Here is a 20,224-nt window from a genome sequence, read left to right as displayed (position 1 = left end):
AATGGCGAACCACCAACTCTCAGAGTTCGCTGACGAGGACGACCTTCCCGACAATTCCGAACAGTTACCCGACCATCTCGATGACCGAGAAGATACCGTAGCCGACGCCGATTGCTAACACGAGCGACGCGACCCACGCCAGCACCGTGTAGCCCATCTTTGACCGACTCACGCCGCCGCCCTCGGCGGCGTACCCGCTCCCGATGATGGCGCTGACGATAATCTCGTTGAACGAGACGGGGATGCCGAAGAAGACGGCGGCCTGCGCGATGGCGAACGACGGGATGAGCGCCGCGATGGAGCGCCGGGGACCTAGCGCCGAGTAGTCCTGCGCGAGCGCTTTTATGAGTCGGGGCGCGCCGGTCCACGACCCCACCAGCAAGCCGATGCCCCCGCCGACGAGGACGGGAAGGAGCGGAATCTCGAAGGGGTCGAGCAGGGGCACCAGCGGCCCGATTGCGAGTCCGACCTGCGACCCGCCTGCCGAGAACGCCACGAGGCTCCCGAGCGCGAGCAGGAAGTGTCGCTGTCCGGCCTCCAGATTCCGACGCACGTCCCACGCGAGCAGTCCGGCGACGACGCCCGCGATTGCGAGCGAGACGACGACGGTGCCGGTTTCGACGCCAGCGACCGGCGGGAGCGCTAGCTCGTTGCCCGCAGTCGCGGCGAGCGACTGGCTCACGTCCGGCGGGCCGAGGACGACGAACTTCACCTTGGCGATGATGAGACCGACCAGCGCGCCGAGGAGCGGAATGACGACTTCCTCGGCGGTGCGCTTCGAACGCAGTAGCTTCGCGGTGCTGTACGCGATGGAACTCCCGACGAACGGGGTCAGAATCCACAGCGCCGAAATCTGGCGGTACTTCGCCCACGCCGGGTCGCCGCCCATCGCCAGTCCGACGCCGACGATAGCCCCCGTGACGGTGAAGGCGGTGGCAATTGGGTAGCCGGTGAACACGCCGATAGCGACCAGCACGGCCGCGACCAGCAAGCCGGTCGTCGCCGCAATCGCGGTCAACTGGACGCCGCCGATGAGTTCCGTGCCGACCGCTTCCGAGACGTTCGCCCCCTGCATCACCGCCCCGAAAAAGCCGAGTAGCCCGACAAAGAATCCGGCCCGCATCACTGAGATTGCGTTCGCTCCGACCGCTGGCGCGAAAGGCGTCGAGCCAGACGACCCCGCACCGATAGCCCATGCCATGAATAGACTGGCGATAGCTGCGATTACCAACGTCACGACGCCGGTGCCGACCATGTCGGTACCTTCTGCCGACGATAAAATAGTCTACCGGCTTCGGGCCGCTCGCGTTCCGCGTTCCACGTTCGGCGTGTCGCCGCGCTCAGGTCGTCTTCGAGTGCGGTTCCTCAAGGTCCTCGGGCGCTTCAACGCCCTCGGCGGCCTCGGCGGTGTCGGTACGCTTCTCGGTGGCGACGTGCCAGCGGTTGACCTCGTCCTCGTAGTCCGCCAACTTCTGGCTGACCTCCTGTTTGAGGTCGTCGTCGTTGATGTTGACCTCGAAGACGAACGTCTCCTCGCCGTCGCCGCGGCCGACTTGCTGGACGTTGGCGCTGATGAGGTCGTTGTCGAAGTAGTAGGGCGCGAGTCGGGTCATTACCTTCTGGTAGACCGTGTCCTCGACCTTTCGGAGGGCCTTCCGACTCGCGGAGTCGGCGGCGCGAGCGACGTAGCTCACCGAGTCTTGCCACTTGCTCACTGCTTCGTCAGTCTCCTCGTCTTCCAGCTTCTCGTAGGACTCGCTTATTTTTTCGCCCGCAGTCTTGAGGTCGTCGTCCGGTCCTTTGCCTTTCTTTTCGCCCTCGCCTTCACCGACCGAGGCCTGCTCTGCGGTCTTCTCGGATACGTCCTCACCGAGTCGTTCGTGGTGTTTGGGTCGCCACTCTTCCCATTCGTCGTACATCTCGCCCGAGACGCCTGCCTCTCGGAGGGCTTCGGTGATACGCTCGCCGTGTTCGACGATGTCGCCCCACGTTCCGCGGAGCTTGAAGCCCGAAACGCTCTCTTCCATTGATAATCTCCCTAGGTTGGCTCTGTTATACGTTTGTCGGGCGATGCTCGCCGTGTGATTAGCGACCGTAGGTCAAACGAGTCGCTGTCTCGTCTCGTTTGTTCTCGCGTCGTCCGAGCACGACCGCGTGTCGGTTGGCGGTCCACATCTCGGACTCGGCGACCTCGACGCGCTCGCGGTCGAAGGGGTTGCGTCCGGCGCACCTCGGCGTCCGCCTCCGTCATCGAGCATCGGCCGCACGCTTCGGTTCGTTTGTCGTCCATGCGGAACACTTGCACGGTGGTTCGGTGCCTGAATAATTAATCTTTCGCCAATGTGGCGCATTGCCGTGCGTCTAGTGCGCGGTCGGCGACGTGGACGCCGACGAAACGGACGCGTCTTCGACAGTGTCCGCCTTCGGTGGACTCCGGGCGAACATTCTACGTTATCCCGTGAGACTGACACGCGGACTCGCCGCCCATATTAAGAGCTAAACCCCCGCGCCTCCCGCATACGGACTAGACATGACCATCGAAGACCGCGGGGACGCCAAGCTCGTCACCCACGCCTTGGCACAGGATACCCTTTCGAGACTCCGGGACGCTGAGACCGAGCAGGTCGGCTTCCGGAAGGGTCTCGTCAAACTCGGCCGCATCTGCGGCTACGAAATCATTGACGGCGCGATGGAGACCGAGTACGTCTCCATCGAGACGCCCCTGACCGAGACGACCGGCCAGCGCGTCAAGGGACTCGACGACGTGGTCATCATCAACGTCCTCCGGGCCGCGACGCCGTTCGTCGAGGGCCTGCTAAAGGCCTTCCCGCGCGCCAAGCAGGGCGTCATCAGCGCGGGCCGCGACGAGGAGGCTGGCCGCGGCGACGACGGCACCTTCCCCATCACCATCGACTACGTGAAACTCCCCGAGATTCAGGAGAAAGACACCGTCATCGTCGCCGACCCGATGCTCGCTACCGGATCGACGATGTGCGCAGTGCTGGACGAGGTACTGAACGAACAGCCTAATCCCGAGGACTTGTTCGTCCTCTCGGCGGTCAGCGCGCCCGAGGGCCTGCTCCGCGTGGACGACGAGTTCGACGAGTGCGACCTGCTGACGGTCGCCATCGACGACGAACTCAACGACGAGGGCTTCATCGTGCCCGGTCTCGGCGACGCCGGAGACCGAGCGTTCCGGACGACGTAACGCGGTTCAGGTTTCCGGAGTTCACGGACGACCGCAACGGAGTCGAGCGACTGCTCGTCTACGACTTGCAGGCTTGCAAGGCGGTCGCCGAGACGCCGGTCGTCCGAACCTTCTCCAGCACCTAAATCGACTATATACCCCATCTGTCGTTCGTTTTTTCTTGAACGTGAAATCGTTTTTCTCTACAACCTGAACACCCGCGACACCAGCGACCCGTCGCCGCGCTTGGCCAGAATGACCGTCCCGTCGGCGCGCCGTCCGACTTCTTGGGGCGTCGTCCCGACGACTCGCCGCCGAATCGCGCCCGAGCGAGTCGCGCCGAGGACGGTCACGTCGTGGCGCTCGGACTCCGCGACAATGCGCTCCGGAACGTCGCCCACTCGAACCACGGTCTCGGTTTCGACGCCGGACAGCGAGTCGGCAGTCTCCGCGAGCAGGTCGCGGGCCGCCGATTCCTCGCGCCTCGATTCGACGACTCGGAGCAGCGTCACGCGGGCGTCGTTGTTGACCGCGATGGCTCGCGCCACCGACGCTGCGAGGGCGGCGTGTCTGCTCTCGGCCACCGGCAGGAGGACGCCCTCGACGGTTCCGGCGAGCGCGCCGATTTTCTCCACCAGCACGTCGCAGTCGGCCCGCCGCAGGATTCGGTCTACGTTGCTCCCGAGGACCGCGTTCTGCCGCGTTCGGTCTTCCCACCCGATGACGAGCGCGTCGCAGTCGCGCTCCCGGACGCCGTGGAGGACGCCGCGGGCCACCGACGACGCGACGAACAGCTTGCCGCTCACGGGCACGTCACGTCCGGAGGCGACAGACACCGCCCGGTCGAGGACGGCGCGGCGCTCGTCGCCGAACTCTCGCGTGATGACCTCGTCGGTGAACAGCGCGAACGGCGACTCTTGGGGCGTGACGATGACGCCGACGACGAACACCTCGCCGTCGCGCTCGCGGGCCACATCCGCCGCGGTCCGGACCAACTGCTCGGCGGTGTCGGGGTTACCCACCGCGACGGCGATGCGGTAGCCGTCCTCGCTCATCGCCAGAAACACGGTGTCGGCGAGCAAAAGTGTTGCCGTCGTTTCGTCGAGAGTTCGTGCTTCTCTTTCGCGCTGTAGTCATTGTAGTCGAAAAATTAAATAACTAAGATGAATAATGATACTCCCAATGAGTCCCGACGCGGACCTCGGGCCGAACGAGCGCCGGGGAGAGCTTCCGACTTCGGCAGAAATCGCCCGAGAAGTCGCGCGCGTCGGTCGGCAAAACGGAGTCGCCCCGGTTACTGTCGTCGTATTCGGGTCGTACGCGAATGACGACCCGACGCCGTCGAGCGACGCCGATGTCGTCGTCGTCAGTCCGGATTTCGAGGAAGACGACGTGTACGCACGTCGGTTCTACTGGGACTGGGACTGGAACCACGACGAGTTCCCGACGCTCGACCTGATTCCGCTTCGCCCCGACGAGTTCCGCGAGTTCTCGTCTCGCTCCGGCCACATCGCGGCGACGGCGGTCACGACGGGCGACGTTTTTGAGTTCGGCGACGGAGCGAGAACTCGTCCGACCACTTCGCGTGTCTAACGAGTAGATACCGCCGGGCAGTTTTTCGCCAAACTTCATAAGCACGCCCGACACACCCCAAGACATGACAGACGACGAGGCCGAACCCTGCGACGACTGTCGGGACCCCGTCTCCGACGCGCTGGCGCGCACTCTCCGACTCACGGTGGACCGCTCGCAGATCGACAGCCAGCGGCTCTGTCCCGAGTGTTTCGCCGACTGGATAGACCGCTACGAGTCCGAGATGCAACCCGACGAGCGCCCAGTTATCGACGACGGCGACACCGACATTATCGTAGACTGACGCTCGGCGACGGCGAATCGTCTGCCGACTTCCCCTCGGCGAACCCCTCTGTCTCCACTGGAAAAACGCAGGACAGCAAACAGTTCCCTCGGCTATTTCTCCTGACGAAAACCACCCCCGTTTCCGAACGTAGCTCTCCGGAGGCGTTCGTGTCGGCCGGTAATCACCGCTATCGAACCCCTCCGTTTCGGGTGAACGACCGCAGGACGGCGGCGGGATTTTCGTCGCGGAGGTCACTACCGAAGCGGTCCTTCCTGTGCGAAAAGTTGCCAATGGAGATGTGCGGGTGGACCCCTCGTCTCGGCTCTCGGTTGAGCTATCCGGTTGGTCACTGGTATGGTTTCCGAGCCGTCGCTCACGACGACCTCCGTACCCGCCGGGCCGGGGGCAGTCGAGCGCGGACGTTCCGAAGTCGAGTCTCGCGTCTCGCGTTTACTTGTCGCCTTCTTCTGGTTCGGCGTCGTCCGCTTCGGCTTCGTCCTCTCTGTCGTCGTCCTCAGCCGTAGAGAGACCGTCGTCGCCCCGGTCCAGCGCCCTCGGAACGTCGCGGTGGTCCGAATACCCGTCGAACCAGCGCACGATGCGTTCGAGTCGGTCCACGACGTGGCCGGGTTCGCCGCTCCGGGAGAGTTCGTGGCCCTCGCGCGGGTAGCGCACCAGTCGGGTCTCCACGTCGTTTTTCTTCAACATTAGGTACAGCATCTCGGCGTTGTTCACCGGGACGCGGTAGTCGTCGTCGCTGTGAATCAACAGCGTCGGGGTGTCCACCTCGTCGGCGAAGGCGGTCGGCGACCGCTCCCAGAGGAACTCGTAGTCGTCCCACGGCGTCGCGTCGAAGTCCCACTCGACGAGTTTGAACGCGTCCGTCGAGCCGTAGAAGCTGTTGAGTTCGTAGACGCCGCGCTGGCTGACCGCGCCCGCGAACCGGTCGGTGTGGCCGACGATCCACGTCGTCATGTACCCGCCATAGCTCCCGCCGGTGACGTACATGTCCGATTCGTCCACGTACTCCCGACTCGCCACCTCGTCAACCCCGGCCATGATGTCCTCGTAGGCAATTTCGCCCCACTTACCGCCACCAAGCGCGGCCATGAACTCCTCGCCGTACCCCGTTGACCCGCGGGGATTCGACCAGAAGACGACGTACCCGCGCGCCGCGAGCAGTTGGAACTCCTGCCACATCGACCCGCTTGTGGACCACATCGAGTGTGGCCCGCCGTGGATTTCGACCGCGAGTGGATAGGTCTCGTCCGCTTCGAAGTCCGGCGGCGTCAGCACCCATCCCTGAATCTCGTCACCGGACTCGTTCTCGAAGCGGATTTCCTCCGGTTGCGCGACCGCGCGGTCGTCGAGGTAGTTGCTGTTGATTCGCGTGAGTCGCCGGGATTCCGCGCCGCCGAGCGTCGAGACGAACACGTCGCCGGGGTGGTCCCACTCCGAGCGGGCGAACGCGATTGTGTCCGCGCCGACCGTGGCGGCCTCGATTTCGCCGTCGCCGACGACGCGCTCGGGGTCCGAACCGGCGTCGCCCGGCGCGCGCCAGATGGCGTACTCGCCCTCGTCCGGCGTCGAGAAGTAGATGTTCTCCTCGTTCGGTCCCCACTGGGGCGACATCGCCATCGAGAGCGTTCGATCCAACGACTCGGTGGGTGTCGTCACTTCGCCGGTCTCGCGGTCCAGCACCTCGATTTCGGTCTGCTTGAGCGTCGCGTTCTCCTCGGGCGTGTAGGCGTAGGCTACTCGCCCATCGCTGGCGGCCGCCAGCATCGGCGTCCACCCCGTGGTCTGGGTGATGGTTCCGGTCTCCTCGCCCGCGTCGAAGTCGTACTCCACCACGTCCACGACGATGTTGTCGTCGGGGTCGCCGGTCCGACGCGCGCCGTAGAGCAACGTCGTCGCGTCGGCCCACTCGGGATTGACGTGGTCGTAATCGCCGTCGGTGAGTCGCCGAACGTCGTCGCCTCGCGGCTCCCCCGCTCGGTCTCCCGAGGCGCGTTGCGCCTCGCCTTCCAAATCGACCGCGTAGACGTGAGCGCGTTTCCCGTCGAAGTAGCGCTGACCCGCCCGGTACACCTTTCGGTCGATGACCCGCGGGTCCGACTCTTCCGGTTCGAAGTCCTCGCCGTCGAGACCGGTGTCCCGGCCCTCCTCGCGGTCGTCCGCCGTGACCTGCTGGGTGAACGCGATTTTGCTTCCGTCGGGCGACCACGCGATTTCGGCGACGCCGCCGACCACGTCCGTCACCTGCCGGGCCTCGCCCCCGCCGGTCGGCATGACCCAGAGTTGCGGTCGGTCGTCGTCAGCGCCCCGCGTGCTGACAAACGCGAGGCGGTCGCCGCTCGGACTCCACCGCGGTTGAGTGTCGATGCCTTCCGAGACGGTGAACTGGCGCGGTTCGTCGCCGCCGACCGAGACGACGTACACTGTGGCCTCGTACTCGTCGTCGCCGTCCGGGAGCTTTCGGACGAAGGCGACCCGCTCGCCGTCGGGCGAAATCCGAGTCTCCTCGACCTGTGCGATGTCGTGATAATCTCTCGCACGAACTGTTTCCATATCCGTCACATGCTGGTGAACCAGTAATACAATTTCGATTCGAAATACATCTCCGTCGTATCCGCTCTTACCTGTCGTCTCCGTGGTGTATGGCGTCGTTTCCGCGCTGGCGTCGAGACTGACGGCTGGCGAAACGTCGAATTTCTACCCGTTCGTTATCGAAAACCACGGCGTACCGCGGAGCGCGTCGGGGGAATGCCGCGGTTCAAGACCCGAAACACCGGATTTCGACCCCGGAGGGTCAACAAGCTATATGCACGTTGCCGAATACGTACTCTCCGTTATGGTGGGGGAAATCAACAGACGCGACGTACTGAAGACGGGCGGAGCCGCTGGCCTTGCAGGGCTGATAGGTTTCACCGGAACGACTCTTGGACAGGGCCAGCGCCTCTCGTGGCATGCGGGCGGGACCGGCGGCACGTACTTCCCGCTCTCGAACGAGTTCAAGACGGTCATCGAGGAGGACACGGACTTCACGATACAGGTCCAATCGACGGGCGCGAGCGTCGAGAACGTCGGGAGTCTCGCAAGCGGGGACGCCGACTTCGCGCTCATCCAGAACGACGTGGCGTATTTCGCGTACAACGGGACAGGTATCGACGCCTTCGACGGCAACGCGGTCGAGAGTCTTCGGGGCGTCGCCACGCTCTACCCGGAGACGATTCACGTCGTGACGCGACCGGGGACCGGCATCGAGACGCTTCAGGACTTAGAGGGCGCGACCATCAACACCGGGGACCTCGGGAGCGGGACGCAGGTCAACGCGCTCCAAATTCTCGAAGCCGTCGGCATCACTACCGACGACTTCAACGAGCAGAACGCGAGTTTCTCGCAGGCCGCCGACCAGCTTCGGGACGGCGACATCGACGCCGCGTTCGTCGTCGGCGGGTGGCCGCTCGGTGCCATCGAGGAACTGGCGACGACCTCCGACATCTCCATCGTGGAGATTTCGGGCGACGCCCGCCAGCAGATTCTCGACGCCTCCTCGTGGTTCGCCGAGGACATGATTCCGGGCGGGACGTACAACGGCGTCGGCGAGGACGTGCCCACCGTCTCGGTGCAGGCGATGATAGCGACCCGCGAAGACCTTGAGGCCGCAACGGTCGAGACCGTCACGCGGGCCATCTTCGAGAACACCGGCGGGCTAACGATAAAGGCCGACTTCATCAGCGAGGACACCGCGCTCGACGGGATGTCCATCCCGCTTCACGAGGGCGCACGCGCCGTCTTCGGTCCCGCGACCACGGCGGCGGGCGGTGGAACCGAAACCGAAACAACCGAGACCGGGATGGGAACCACAACTCAAAGCTAACGTGACTCGACTCCCCCTCTTGGCGAGCGTCTGTCTGCTAGTCGCAGCGGTCGCTGGCGTCGGCGCGGTCGGCGACGCGAGTCCGCAAACTGAGGCGGACCGCGCGCTGGTCGTCGCGGACGCCGAGACGGGCGAGCGACTGCTGACGGTTCCGGTCGCCGAGGGGGACACGGTGGCGCTGAACTACACTCATAGCGTCGAGAAGACGCCCGTACTGGACGTGTACGCGGTCAACGGGACCTCGCTGGAGATGGTCCGGATGGAGTTTCAGTCCTACGGCGCGGGTCTCCCGGCCCGCGCGGATGTGAACGTCACGGAGGACGGAACCTTCGTCTTCGACCCGGAGGGGCGCTACGACCGAATCTACGTCAAACCGGGTGAGATTGCGGGCCACCGACTGCTCGTGAAGGACCGAACGTACGACCTCGTCGCGCTCTCGGACGCGCGCTCGGTGGAACTGTTCGTGACGAACGACTCTCGCTCGACGACCGAATCGCACCTATGAGCGACACCGAACGCTCCGACGAGACGGTCACCCCGGAGACCGACCAGCAGGAACTCATCGAGCAACTGGAACGGCGGCGCTCCCACCGGGGTATCCTCGCGCTCGCGGTGTCGGTCGTCGCCATCTCGTTTTCCGCGTTTCAGATGTGGTTGGCGGCCCGCGGCTTCGAGTTCGCGGCGACGCTCCCGCTGGTCGGTCGCGTCGAACTCGGGTCGCTCCAACTGCTCCAGATAAACGCCGTCCACGTCTCGTTCGCGCTCGTCCTCACGTTCCTGCTCTTTCCGCCCTCGACGGGCGACGGCTTTCTGTCCCGGCGACTCGGGCGGGTCGTCCCCGGTCTCCGCGACAGGTTCGGCGACGACAGCGCGGCGACGCGCGCCGGAGAGCGCACTCGCGGCGTCATTCGGTGGCTGTTCACAGACCCCGAGAGCCGACGCGTCACTCCTTTCGACTGGTTACTCGTCGCATTCACGCTCCTCTCGGTGACGTACATGTTGACCGAGTTCGGCGAGATTCGTCGGATGCGGGCGCTCGGTCTCGGGTTCGGCCGAACTATCGGCGAATACTACCCGGCCCTCGCGCCCGTCGTTGACGCGCTCTCTTCGGTGGGGATTCCGCTCGGAGACGTGTCCTACGCCTTCCTGCTGGGCGCTATTGGCGTCCTGCTCGTGCTGGAGGCGACCCGGCGCGCGCTCGGCGTCTACCTGATGTTCATCGTCGCGTCGTTCATCATCTACGCGCGGTGGGGGTACCTGATTCCGCTCGACGCGGCCTACGTCGGCGTTCTCTCGATTCCGCGACTCGGCTGGGACTCTATCGTTCAGAACCTCTGGTACAACACCGAGAACGGCGTCTTCGGCATCCCCGTGACCGTCAGCGTCCGGTTTATCTACATCTTCATCCTGTTCGGTGCGTTTCTGGAGATGAGCGGCGCTGGCAAGTGGTTCATCGACCTCGCGTACTCGGCGACCGGTCAGCGCAAGGGCGGTCCCGCGAAGGCGAGCATCATCGCCAGCGGGTTCATGGGCACCATCAGCGGGTCGTCCATCGCCAACACCGTGACCACCGGCGCGTTCACGATTCCGCTGATGAAGCGGTCGGGCTACAGCCCCGAGTTTTCGGGCGCAGTCGAGGCCTCGGCGTCGTCGGGCGGCCAGATTCTCCCGCCGGTGATGGGTGCGGCCGCGTTCCTCATCGTGGAGTACACGTTGACGCCGTTCCGCGACGTTATCATGGCGGCCGCGATTCCCGCCATCGTGTTCTTCTTCGGCGTCTGGGTGATGGTCCACCTCGAAGCGTCGAAGCGAAACATCGGCGGTCTCGCCATTGAGGACATCGTGTCGTGGCGGCCCCACCTCGCACGCGGGTGGTTCTACCTCGTCCCGCTTGTCCTCCTGCTCTACTACCTCATCATCGAGCGCCTGTCGGTGGCCCGGTCGGCGTGGTTCACGCTGGTCGCCATCGCGGCGCTCATCGCGCTCGTCGCGGCCTACAGCGAGAAGACCCGCGTGCCACTCCTCGGTACCATCGCGGGCCTCTTCGTGCTGGAGACGGCGGCGTTCGCTGTGACCGGCGCAGGCATCGCGGACGCGCTCGCGGGTTCAGCACCCGGTACGGGGATGGCTCCCGTCGCGGCGCTGTTGGCCGCGGCCGGAAAACTCGGTTGGCTCACGCTGGTGATCAGTCTCGTCACGATGCTCGCCCGGCCGCGAGGCGGCGCGCCGCTGTTGGACTTCGACCCGCAGGTAGACGGCGCGGTGTCGGCGGCCGCGAGCGCGCTTCGACGGCCGCAACTGGCCGATAACCGTCCGTTCCAATACGGCGGGTTCGTCTTGAAGTCGATGGACGCGGGCGCGCGGACCGCGACAGCGGTCGTCATCGCGGTTGCCGCCGCGGGGGTGATTCCGGGTGTCATCAGCGTGAGCGGTCTCGGACCGAACCTGACCTCGCTTATCCGCACCGTCGCGGGCGGTTCAATCGTCGCGCTACTCGTGCTGACCGCCATCTCCTCCATCATCCTCGGGATGGGGATGCCGACCACCGTGACCTACATCATCCTCGTCTCGATGCTCGGCCCGGCCATCAGCGAGTTGGGGATTCCGATTCTCGCGGCGCACCTGTTCATCCTCTACTTCGGCGTCATCGCCGACATCACGCCGCCGGTCGCGGTCGCGGCCTACGCCGCCTCGGGCATCGCCCAATCCGACCAGTTCGAGACGGGGGTCAAAGCGTTCTCGCTGTCGCTCAACAAGGCCATCGTCCCGTTCGCGTTCGTGCTGACGCCGGGCATCCTTCTGCTCCGCGGGACGGGCACCGGCCAAGAGGTCCGCGTCATCGGATTCTCGGACGTGGCCGACCTCGGTTACTTCCTCCCGGAGGTGGTGATTCCGGTCGTCGGCGTGTTCGTCGGCGTCGTGGCGCTCGGCGCGACCATCATCGCGTACCTCTACACGGACGTGAGCGACCTCGCTCGTACGGGGTTCGCGCTCGCGGCGCTCCTGTTGATGGCTCCGTTGTTACTGTTTAACACGGTAACTGCCCTGCTCTCGCTGTTGGGTCTCCCGTCGGGCTTCGAAGCCGGACTGTTCGACCTCGGACTCCGAGCCGTCGGCGGCGTGCTATTCGGCGCGCTCGCGCTCCGGAATCGACGCCGGGCCGACACAGAGCGAGCGACCGAAACCGGCGCGACCGAAGCCGCCGATTAGGCCAGTCCGGTCAGTCCGAGCAGGTCGAGCGCGCCGAACAGCAGGTCGCCGTAGGTCAGCGCCACGACCGTCCCGACGAACAGGGGGACGACGAAGGGGATACCCGGAGAGACCCACACCTCGTCGTCGCGGACCAGCACGTCCAGACCGTCGCGCAGGCCCTCGGGCGTCGTGCCGTACGCGCCGTGGTCGATGTCGTCGAGGAACGCCGCCGCGCCCCACGGGTCTGCCTCGGAGGCGTCCGATTTCGGCGTCGCCTCTCTTGTCGCGCTCTGGCCGCCGTCGGCCCGAAGCTCCTCGACGCTGACTGCGCCGTCGCCGGGCGGATTCGGCGCTGCGGGCAGGGTCGCGGGGTCTCGGAAGTGGTCGGCGCGCTCGCGCAACTCCGCCAGCGTCAGGCCGCGCCACCGGAGGTACATCCGAACCGCGTCTAAGTCCACGCCGCTCCGCGTCGTGCCCTCCGGCGTCTCCAGCAGACGCCCGTGTTCTGTCGGAATCGCGTCCCACGAGACGGGCTTGCCCACGAACATCACCGACGAGAACCGCCCGGCGACCGCGTTCCGCGTGAGGACGGCGACCGGGTAGAGAGCGCCGAACAGCACCGTGTTCGTCAGGATGGTCAGCGAGAACACGCCGACGGCGGTCTGCTGGTAAGGTAACACCCACCCGGCAACCTCGTAGGTCGGGAACGTCGGAAACAGTACGGCGACGACGAGAAATGCCTTGGCGTCCGCGCCGCCGAACGCTCGGAACCACCAGAAAGCGACGACCAGCGGCGCGACGAAGCCGAGGCTGATGGCGGCCCGGAGGGCGAACCACCGGGTCTCGTAGGCGGTGCCGGTCCACGCTTGCCACCCCTCGACCGCGAGCAGGACGACCGCGAGCGCGGCGAGGGGGTACCACGTCCGGTTCGGTATCCGGCGGGTCTTCACGTCCCGCCACGCGGCCCAACCGAAGACGGGGACGACGAGCAATCGTAGAACGTCGGGTATCGAGGCGTCGATGGGGGAAACCACGGCGTGTATCTCTCCGTGACCGAGGTTTGTTTCGGCTTCCTATATAAATCTAAGAGGACCTTCCGTCGGGTACGATTCGAGAAAAGTACGTTACTTCGAATCGCCATCTGGCTGCAGATACCGTGAGAGGCGAGTAAAGAGCGCAGAGCCTTTGTTACTTCGCTGGCCCTTTTCCGCGGGATGAATGGGCCGACTTTCTTTCATATTCACAAGTCCGATCTCAGGATGTAAAAATCCAGTGTCCGCAGCGACCGTTTATGTCGCTGAATGCCACCGCCGAGACGGATTTACGCTTCACGTCGGTCAACTCTCCTCACCGACGCCGTGAACCTCCGCTATCCGCCACGAGGGGCCGTCCCCGCCAACCGCCACCAACGTCGCCTCGACGGTTCCCTCCGAGTCCACCAGTCGCTCGAACAGGTCCTTGTTCTCTGCAGGAAGCGGGACGGCGACGTACTGGTCGTCGGAACTCCGGAGGACGAGTTCGCGCTCCACCGCATCGACGTTCCAGACGCGGAAGGCGTCGCGCATCGTTCGCGTCGAATCGTCGGGGTCGCCGGTCATCGACTAGCCCGCAACGCCAGCGACGACGGTAAAGCTACCGTCCGTAGAGCGACCGCTCGTCGGTCGCACTCGTGCAAAAAATCGAAATCCGGAAGGGCAGTTATATGACGCGGTTCTGGAGGTAGTCGAGGTGCTTGGCGTTGTAGACGATCTTGACCTCGTCGGTAGCGGCGCTACCGATGCAGGTCAGGCGGACGTTCTTCTCTTCGACCTCTTCGTCGGAGAGAATCTGCTGCATGTCCATGTCGATTTCGCCCTCTTTGACGATGGCGGCGCAGTTCGCACAGGCACCAGCGCGGCACGAGAAGGGCCAGTCGTAGCCCTGCGCCTCTGCGGCTTCGAGGATGTACTCGCCTTCCGAGACCTCGAGGCTACCGTAGTCCTCGCCGTCGAGACCGGCGTCGGCGGCCTGCTCGAAGAGGTCGTCGTCGTCCATGTCCCAGCCTTGGTCGTCCAGTACCTCGTAGTTAAGGTATTCTACTGTTGGCATCAAGACGATGGTTCGGCCGCGACATGGTTAGTAGTTATTGTTTCCGCCCGAACGCGGCGATGCTACTGATAAATCGGGAAGAACTCGAACAGGAGGAACGACGCCACCGCCGAGATGCTCGGCGTCAGAATCCAGAGCATGATGACGCGACCAGTCGAAGAGGGGTCGAACAGGTCTTTGGTCTGGAGGTCGTCGGGGTCTTCCTCGCCGATTTTCTGGACTTCGTCCTCTGGTTCGGCCGTCAGCGCGTCAACGGACATCTTCGACTTCTCGCCGGTTCTCTCGCCGTCTTTTTCGCCGTCGCCTCGGACCGCCGCGGTCGCGGCGTCTCGAACTCTGACGGCCCGCGTCGCTCGGCCCCACCCGAGACCGATGATGCACATCGTCGCACTCACAGCAAGACTCGCCGGGATGCCCAGATACGACAGCATCGTGATGAGCGACGCCGAGACGACCTCCACGATAAGCGCGGCTAGCAGGGGCAAGTCGGTGAGGTCGTTGCCGACGGTGTCGAGGGTGCGCCGAGCGATGGTGAACGCGCCGAGCGCGATGGCACCCGCCGCAAGGAGGATACCCTGATTGACGCCCACCTCGCCGCTCCCGACGAGCGGTGCGACCGCGTTTGCCACGTTGCTCGCACCCGCGGAAAACGCCATGTAACAGCCGATGACGACCACGAGGACGCTACTGACAAGCTCCCGATTATTCGTGGTCGCGCTCGGGACGGGATACGGAATCGAACCCACGCGGTTGTACTCGAACAGCGGTCCCTCCGAGCGGTCGATGCGGAACCACACGTCCAGATACGGGTAGAGGTAGCGCCCGATAACCGCACAGACCCAGAACGCGACGATGGGCGCGACCAGCCACCACGAGACGATTTGGCCCATCACTTCCCAGTTGATGTCACCGGCCGCGACGCCCAACCCGGCGATGGCACCCACGGCGGTCATCGAGGTGGAGGCGGGGACGCCGAACAGGTTCGAGACGAGAAGCGCAAGACCGACAAAGAAGAGGACGCCGACGCTCGCGGGGAGCGTGAACAGTGCCGACGGGACGATTTGGCCGCCCATCGTGTCGATGACGTTTCGACCGACGGTCCACCCGCCGAGCAGCGCGAACGTCGCCATCAACCCGGCGGCACCGAGTTTCGAGAGGACGCCACTTCCGACTGCCGGGCCGAACGCGACGCCGGTCGAGGAGCCACCGATGTTGAAGCCGACGAAGACGGCGACCGCAAGTCCGACGAGGAGGAGTACGCTAATCACACGTTTACCAAGACACGACGGCCGTTAAATCGTATCGTTCTCGATTCTTCGGGTTCGCGGAACGAGGTCTGGCCTTTCTCACCGAACGAGACCCGTCCTGCCTCGCAGAACGAGACCCGACTCCGCTCACAGAATCGGCACGTAGCGGAACACGACGTACGCGACGACCGTCGCAATTCCGGGCACGAGATTCTGGAGGAGAACGACCCTCGCGGTCGTCGCTGGCTGGTAGAGTTCGGCCGGGGACGGCGGGCCGTCCGCGGCCACCTCCGAGTCGGCGGCGTCGCGGTCGCCATCGAAGTCGCTGGTCTTGGTCTCGTTGGGAGCAGTTCGCTTCTCGCCGGGCATGGCGGCGCTCTCGCCGGGGACGCCGACGCTCGCGCCCGGAACCGGTGGTGTCTCGGAGACCGGGTCGGCGACCGTGGCGCGGCCCCACCCGAGACCGACCACGCTCATGGTGGCGATGACGACGAAACTCGCGGGAATGGAGAGCGCCGACAGCACCGTCACGATGGAGGAACTCACGACGGCGACGACGACTGCCGCGACCAGCGGCAGGTCGGTGAGGTCGTTGCCCACCGTGTCGAGGGTGCGCCGAGCGATGGTGAACGCGCCGATTGCGGTCGCGCCGGACGCCAACAGGACGCCCTCGGTCATCGAAATCGCGCCGTTGCCGACCAGCGGCGCGACGGCGTTCGCCACGTTGCTCGTCCCCGCGGAGAACGCCATGTAACAGCCGATAGCGATGACGAGCAGCGTGCCGACGAACTCCCGGCGGGTGGTTCCCGGCCCGAGTTCCGGGCGCGGGAGGCTCCCGGCGGTGTCGAACGCCACGAGTCGCCCCTTGCTCTGGTCGATGTTGATGAACTCGTCCAAGTCGTCGTACCAGTAGCGGCCGACCACCGCGCTCACCCAGAAGCCGACGATGGGCGCGACGAGCCACCAGCCGACGATTTCGAGGACGGCCTCGACCTTCAACTGGCCGATGGCGAGACCGAGACCGACGATTGCGCCTACCGCGGTCATCGAGGTAGAGGCGGGGACGCCGAGGACGTTCCCCGCGAACAGCGCGAGACCGATAAACAGCAGGACGACGACGGCGACGCGCATCGTGAAGGGGTCGCCCGAGACGAGGTCCTTACCGAGCGTATCGACCACGCGGCGGCCGAGCGTCCACCCGCCGAGCAGGAAGAAGAAACTCATCAGCGCGCCCGCACCGAGTTTCGAGACGGTCCCGCTGCCGACCGCCGGGCCGAACGCGACGCCTGTGTTCGACCCGCCGATGTTGAAGCCGACGAAGATGGCGACGACGACGCCGAGCAAGAGGAGTAGATTGCTCACTAGGGGTATCTCGGGCGAAGACGGATTAAATCCTCCTTGTCCGGTCGCAACTTCGAACGTCGAGTTGACCCGATTCTGGCAAAAGACACAGGCGCAGAAAGGGTTATCCCGGCGGCACGACTCAACGTAGGCATGAAAGTTCTCGTAACGGACCCTATCGCCGACGCAGGCTTAGAGCGACTTCGTGAGGCGGGTCACGAAGTCGAAACCGCCTACGACGTGGAAGGAGACGCACTTCTGGCCGCCGTCTCGGACGCCAACGGTCTCATCGTTCGCTCGGGAACCGACGTGAACGAGCAACTCTTCGAGGCCGCTCCGGAACTCGTCATCGTCGGCCGGGCGGGAATCGGCGTTGACAACATCGACATCGAATCGGCGACCGAACACGGCGTCATCGTGGCCAACGCGCCGGAGGGCAACGTCCGGGCCGCGGCCGAACACACCGTCGCCATGGCGTTCGCCAGTGCGCGGTCCATCCCGCAGGCCCACGCGCGACTCAAGGGCGGCGAGTGGGCTAAGGGCGACTATCTGGGCACCGAACTCAACGGCAAGACGCTCGGCGTCGTCGGTCTCGGTCGGGTCGGCCAAGAGGTCGCCAAGAAACTCGACTCGCTCGGGATGGACCTCGTGGCCTACGACCCCTACATCAGCGAGGAACGCGCCAAGCAACTCGGCGCGCAACTGGTGGACTTGGACGACTGTCTCGACCGCGCGGACTTCCTGACGGTCCACACGCCGCTGACCCCCGAAACCGAGGGCCTCATCAGCGACGAGGAACTCGCACAACTCGAAGGCGGCTACCTCGTCAACTGCGCCCGCGGCGGCGTCGTGGACGAGGACGCGCTCGCCGAGGCCGTCGAGGAGGGCGTCCTCGCGGGTGCCGCGGTGGACGTGTTCGCCGACGAACCCATCTCGCCGGACAATCCCCTGTTGGATGTCGAGGACGCCGTGGTCACGCCCCACCTCGGCGCGAGTACCGAGGCCGCCCAAGAGAACGTCGCCACCAGCACCGCCGACCAAGTTGTCGCGGCGCTCGCCGAAGAACCGGTCGTCAACGCGCTGAACGCCCCGTCCATCGACGAGAGCGCGTTCCCCCGCGTCGAACCGTACATCGGTCTCGCCGAGACCGCGGGCAAAATCGCCACGCAACTGTTAGACGAGCGCATCGCCTCAATCGAGGTCCACTACGAGGGCGACATCGCCGAGGAGGACGTGGAACTCGTGACCGCCAGCGCCCAGAAGGGCGTCTTCCAACCGCTGGAGTGGCAGGTCAACGCGGTCAACGCGCCCCAAATCGCCGAGGAGCGCGGCGTCGAGGTCACGGAGTCCAAGACTCGCCAGACCGAGGACTTCCAGAGCCTCGTCCGCGTGACCGTCTCGGGCGACGACGAGTCCATCAGCGTCGAAGGCACCCTGTTCGCCGACGAGGACCCCCGCATCGTCCGCGTGGACGACTACCGCATCGACGCCATCCCGCACGGCCACATGCTCGTCGCCCGTAACGAGGACGCGCCGGGCGTCATCGGCTTCATCGGCACCATCCTCGGCGACCACGGAGTCAACATCGCGGGGATGTTCAACGCCCGCGAGACTCACGGCGGCGAGGCGCTGACGGTGTACACGCTCGACGAGCAGGTCCCCGACGACGCGAAGGAGACGCTGGAGGCCGACGAGCGAATCATCGAAGCGCGCTACATCGAACTGAACGGCGCGGAGTAGGGCGGACGCTCACTTTGGGGAAACGTTTTTATCGAAAGCAGGAGTTCGTCTATACGGCCAAGGTGTATCATCGGTGCACTACTGCATCCGATGATTCCTTTTGGAACTCGCTCCTTCAGTTGCAGCTCTGTGCAGTGTTATCTTGGTTTCACAGCTGAATTGACTGCTCTCTTCGAAACTACGAACAGGAGCCAACAGGAAAATTTTTGACTAAGTAGTCGTTATAGCTGAACACTACTGCCTCGCGCAGTAGTGTACGATGATTACACCTTGGCCGGTTGTCATCGTCGGTGTGAGCGTCACCGTTCAGCGAGCGACGGTCGTCGTCGAACTGGCGACCGCACTCGTCGGACTGATGACCGCTCTCGTGGGGCTATATCACACGTACCGACGCCTGACCCACACGGAGTCACAGTAGGGTAATCCTGCTCACTGACTCCTCGGGGAAGTGGCAACCGGACTGACGACTGGTCGAAGTTTCCACCTCTTTCGTCTCGAGTCGAGACAATTGCTCTACTACAACAACCACCGGCTATTAGTGGCGTCACTGTCCACACCCGCACATGAAACATCTCGGTCTGAAGGCCCGAATGGCCGTCGTCGGGTCGATGCTGTTCGCGTTCTACGCCGTGGCCGCCGTCGCCGCAATGGGGATCTTCGGTTTCTCGCCGGTACTCGTCGCGCTCGGAAGCGTCGCCTTCGTCGGCGTCCAGTACAAAATCGGCAAGTGGGCCGCCCTCCGGAGCGTCGGTGCCGAGGACATGCCTGAGGACCGTTTCCCGGAGATTCACCGACAAGTGGAGTCGCTGTCGAAGGACATGGGCATCGACAAGCCGCGACTGATGGTCGCCCGGATGGGCGTACCCAATGCCTTCGCCGTCGGGCGCAAGGGCGCGGGCACCGTCGTCGTCTCCGAGGAACTGCTCCAGTTGCTTGACGCCCGCGAAGTTGAAGGCGTCCTCGCGCACGAACTGGCCCACATCCGGAACCGAGACGTGGTGATGATGGTCCTCGGGCAGGGCGTCGCCTCCATCGTCGCCATCGTCGCTCAGTGGGCGGTCCTGCTGACCGGCGACAACGACCTCGCGGACTTCTTTCTCGCCATCGTCGTCGGCCAAATCACCCAGATGCTCGTGATGGTGTTCGTCTTCGCCATCTCGCGCTACCGGGAGTACGTCGCGGACCGCGACGCCGCCGACGAAATCGGCGGCGGCGAACCGCTGGCCAGCGCGCTCGAAAAGATTAGCCGCGGAAGCGAACGCGCCCAAGAGTCGAAAATCGACTCGGAGGTCGGCGCACTCTGCATCTTCGGCGAGGGCACCGGTCTCGCGCAACTGTTCGCCACTCATCCGCCGGTCGAGAAGCGAATCGAACGCCTACGTTACTGACTCCGACCACGATGGACCTCCGAACCCTGCTTGCGGCCGTCCTCGGCGTCGGACTCGGACTGTTTTTCCTCGCGGTCCCGGACGCGGTCGTCCAGATACACACCGCGGGTCGGGCGCCGCCCGGCCGCGGGGGCGAGTACGGCGAGAACTCGTCGGCAGGTCGGTGGCGACGGGTAGTGCAGGTCGTCGGCGTGGCGCTCGTCGGTGCTGGCGTCTACTTCGCGTCGGTGGCGCTCTGAGAACGCACTCGGACGGTTTCCGCGACGCGAGTCCGTCGTCGCTCGGACTCCACGCCACCCA

Annotated in this window: 19 protein-coding genes; 10 read left to right on the top strand and 9 right to left on the bottom strand. The window is 64.9% G+C overall.

The annotated features are described in order from the left end of the window. Positions 1–64 precede the first annotated feature (64 nt). Together EP007_RS06680 and EP007_RS06675 are read right to left on the bottom strand one after the other, a co-directional pair. Complete coding sequence (locus tag EP007_RS06680) at positions 65–1,255, bottom strand: inorganic phosphate transporter (RefSeq protein WP_128476911.1); 1,191 nt, start codon at positions 1,253–1,255, stop codon at positions 65–67. Positions 1,256–1,340: 85 nt separating this feature from the next. Then, complete coding sequence (locus EP007_RS06675) at positions 1,341–2,027, bottom strand: DUF5828 family protein (protein ID WP_128476909.1); 687 nt, start codon at positions 2,025–2,027, stop codon at positions 1,341–1,343. 503 nt (positions 2,028–2,530) lie between these two features. On the opposite strand from EP007_RS06675, the gene upp reads away from it, so the two are divergent. Beyond that, positions 2,531–3,208: a uracil phosphoribosyltransferase gene (gene upp, locus EP007_RS06670; protein ID WP_128476908.1), complete on the top strand. Its 678-nt coding sequence runs from the start codon at positions 2,531–2,533 to the stop codon at positions 3,206–3,208. A 182-nt stretch (positions 3,209–3,390) separates the two neighbouring features. Here upp and EP007_RS06665 read toward each other — a convergent pair whose 3' ends face one another. Next, a complete protein-coding gene (locus EP007_RS06665) occupies positions 3,391–4,242 on the bottom strand; it encodes a universal stress protein (RefSeq protein ID WP_243700458.1) in 852 nt (283 codons plus the stop codon). 127 nt (positions 4,243–4,369) lie between these two features. On the opposite strand from EP007_RS06665, the gene EP007_RS06660 reads away from it, so the two are divergent. Both EP007_RS06660 and EP007_RS06655 read left to right on the top strand, forming a co-directional pair. Next, positions 4,370–4,780, top strand: coding sequence for a nucleotidyltransferase domain-containing protein (locus EP007_RS06660; RefSeq protein ID WP_166035466.1), 411 nt, complete (start codon positions 4,370–4,372; stop codon positions 4,778–4,780). Between the two features lie 64 nt (positions 4,781–4,844). Beyond that, a complete protein-coding gene (locus EP007_RS06655) occupies positions 4,845–5,063 on the top strand; it encodes a DUF7569 family protein (protein WP_128476905.1) in 219 nt (72 codons plus the stop codon). 432 nt (positions 5,064–5,495) lie between these two features. Here EP007_RS06655 and EP007_RS06650 read toward each other — a convergent pair whose 3' ends face one another. Further along, the gene (locus EP007_RS06650) at positions 5,496–7,616 is read right to left on the bottom strand and encodes a S9 family peptidase (RefSeq protein WP_128476904.1); all 2,121 of its coding nucleotides are present in this window, start codon (positions 7,614–7,616) and stop codon (positions 5,496–5,498) included. A gap of 283 nt (positions 7,617–7,899) precedes the next feature. Between EP007_RS06650 and EP007_RS06645 the strand changes: the two genes are divergently transcribed. Genes EP007_RS06645 through EP007_RS06635 form a run of 3 tightly spaced genes read left to right on the top strand, consistent with a single transcriptional unit; the run spans position 7,900 to position 12,138 of the window. Then, the gene (locus EP007_RS06645; protein WP_128476903.1) at positions 7,900–8,928 is read left to right on the top strand and encodes a TAXI family TRAP transporter solute-binding subunit; all 1,029 of its coding nucleotides are present in this window, start codon (positions 7,900–7,902) and stop codon (positions 8,926–8,928) included. A gap of 34 nt (positions 8,929–8,962) precedes the next feature. Continuing rightward, positions 8,963–9,433 carry a DUF1850 domain-containing protein gene (locus EP007_RS06640; RefSeq protein ID WP_368408101.1) on the top strand — a complete coding sequence of 157 codons (471 nt, stop codon included), beginning with the start codon at positions 8,963–8,965 and terminating at the stop codon, positions 9,431–9,433. Then, a complete protein-coding gene (locus EP007_RS06635) occupies positions 9,430–12,138 on the top strand; it encodes a TRAP transporter permease (RefSeq protein WP_128476899.1) in 2,709 nt (902 codons plus the stop codon). The genes EP007_RS06640 and EP007_RS06635 overlap by 4 nt, the downstream gene beginning before the upstream one ends. Here the strand turns inward: EP007_RS06635 and EP007_RS06630 are convergent. The 5 genes from EP007_RS06630 to EP007_RS06610 form a co-directional block, all read right to left on the bottom strand. Then, positions 12,135–13,154, bottom strand: coding sequence for an A24 family peptidase C-terminal domain-containing protein (locus tag EP007_RS06630; protein ID WP_394346045.1), 1,020 nt, complete (start codon positions 13,152–13,154; stop codon positions 12,135–12,137). The genes EP007_RS06635 and EP007_RS06630 overlap by 4 nt on opposite strands. Positions 13,155–13,457: 303 nt before the next feature. Beyond that, positions 13,458–13,718 carry a hypothetical protein gene (locus tag EP007_RS06625; protein ID WP_128476897.1) on the bottom strand — a complete coding sequence of 87 codons (261 nt, stop codon included), beginning with the start codon at positions 13,716–13,718 and terminating at the stop codon, positions 13,458–13,460. Between the two features lie 100 nt (positions 13,719–13,818). Beyond that, entirely contained in the window at positions 13,819–14,208 is a 390-nt protein-coding gene (gene fer, locus EP007_RS06620; RefSeq protein WP_128476896.1) for a ferredoxin Fer, read from the bottom strand. A gap of 62 nt (positions 14,209–14,270) precedes the next feature. After that, complete coding sequence (locus EP007_RS06615; RefSeq protein WP_128476895.1) at positions 14,271–15,476, bottom strand: inorganic phosphate transporter; 1,206 nt, start codon at positions 15,474–15,476, stop codon at positions 14,271–14,273. Positions 15,477–15,602: 126 nt separating this feature from the next. Continuing rightward, on the bottom strand, positions 15,603–16,817 hold the full coding sequence (locus EP007_RS06610; RefSeq protein WP_128476894.1) for an inorganic phosphate transporter: 1,215 nt from the start codon (positions 16,815–16,817) through the stop codon (positions 15,603–15,605). Between the two features lie 132 nt (positions 16,818–16,949). Here EP007_RS06610 and serA point away from each other — a divergent pair, with 132 nt between their 5' ends. The 4 genes from serA to EP007_RS06595 all read left to right on the top strand — a co-directional run bounded on the left by serA (position 16,950) and on the right by EP007_RS06595 (position 20,163). Further along, positions 16,950–18,536 (top strand): phosphoglycerate dehydrogenase, encoded by a 1,587-nt coding sequence (gene serA, locus EP007_RS06605; protein ID WP_128476893.1) that lies wholly within the window; start codon positions 16,950–16,952, stop codon positions 18,534–18,536. A 292-nt stretch (positions 18,537–18,828) separates the two neighbouring features. Then, positions 18,829–18,954 (top strand): hypothetical protein, encoded by a 126-nt coding sequence (locus EP007_RS18150; protein ID WP_281062942.1) that lies wholly within the window; start codon positions 18,829–18,831, stop codon positions 18,952–18,954. A 145-nt stretch (positions 18,955–19,099) separates the two neighbouring features. Further along, positions 19,100–19,924, top strand: a complete 825-nt coding sequence (locus EP007_RS06600; RefSeq protein ID WP_128476892.1) for a M48 family metallopeptidase — start codon at positions 19,100–19,102, stop codon at positions 19,922–19,924. 11 nt (positions 19,925–19,935) lie between these two features. Next, on the top strand, positions 19,936–20,163 hold the full coding sequence (locus EP007_RS06595; protein WP_128476891.1) for a hypothetical protein: 228 nt from the start codon (positions 19,936–19,938) through the stop codon (positions 20,161–20,163). Positions 20,164–20,224 lie beyond the last annotated feature (61 nt).

This window comes from Halorussus pelagicus, from assembly GCF_004087835.1.
GTDB classification, from domain to species: domain Archaea; phylum Halobacteriota; class Halobacteria; order Halobacteriales; family Haladaptataceae; genus Halorussus; species Halorussus pelagicus.
Note: the sequence above shows the minus strand (reverse complement) of the source record. Positions and strands in the feature narration are given on the sequence as shown.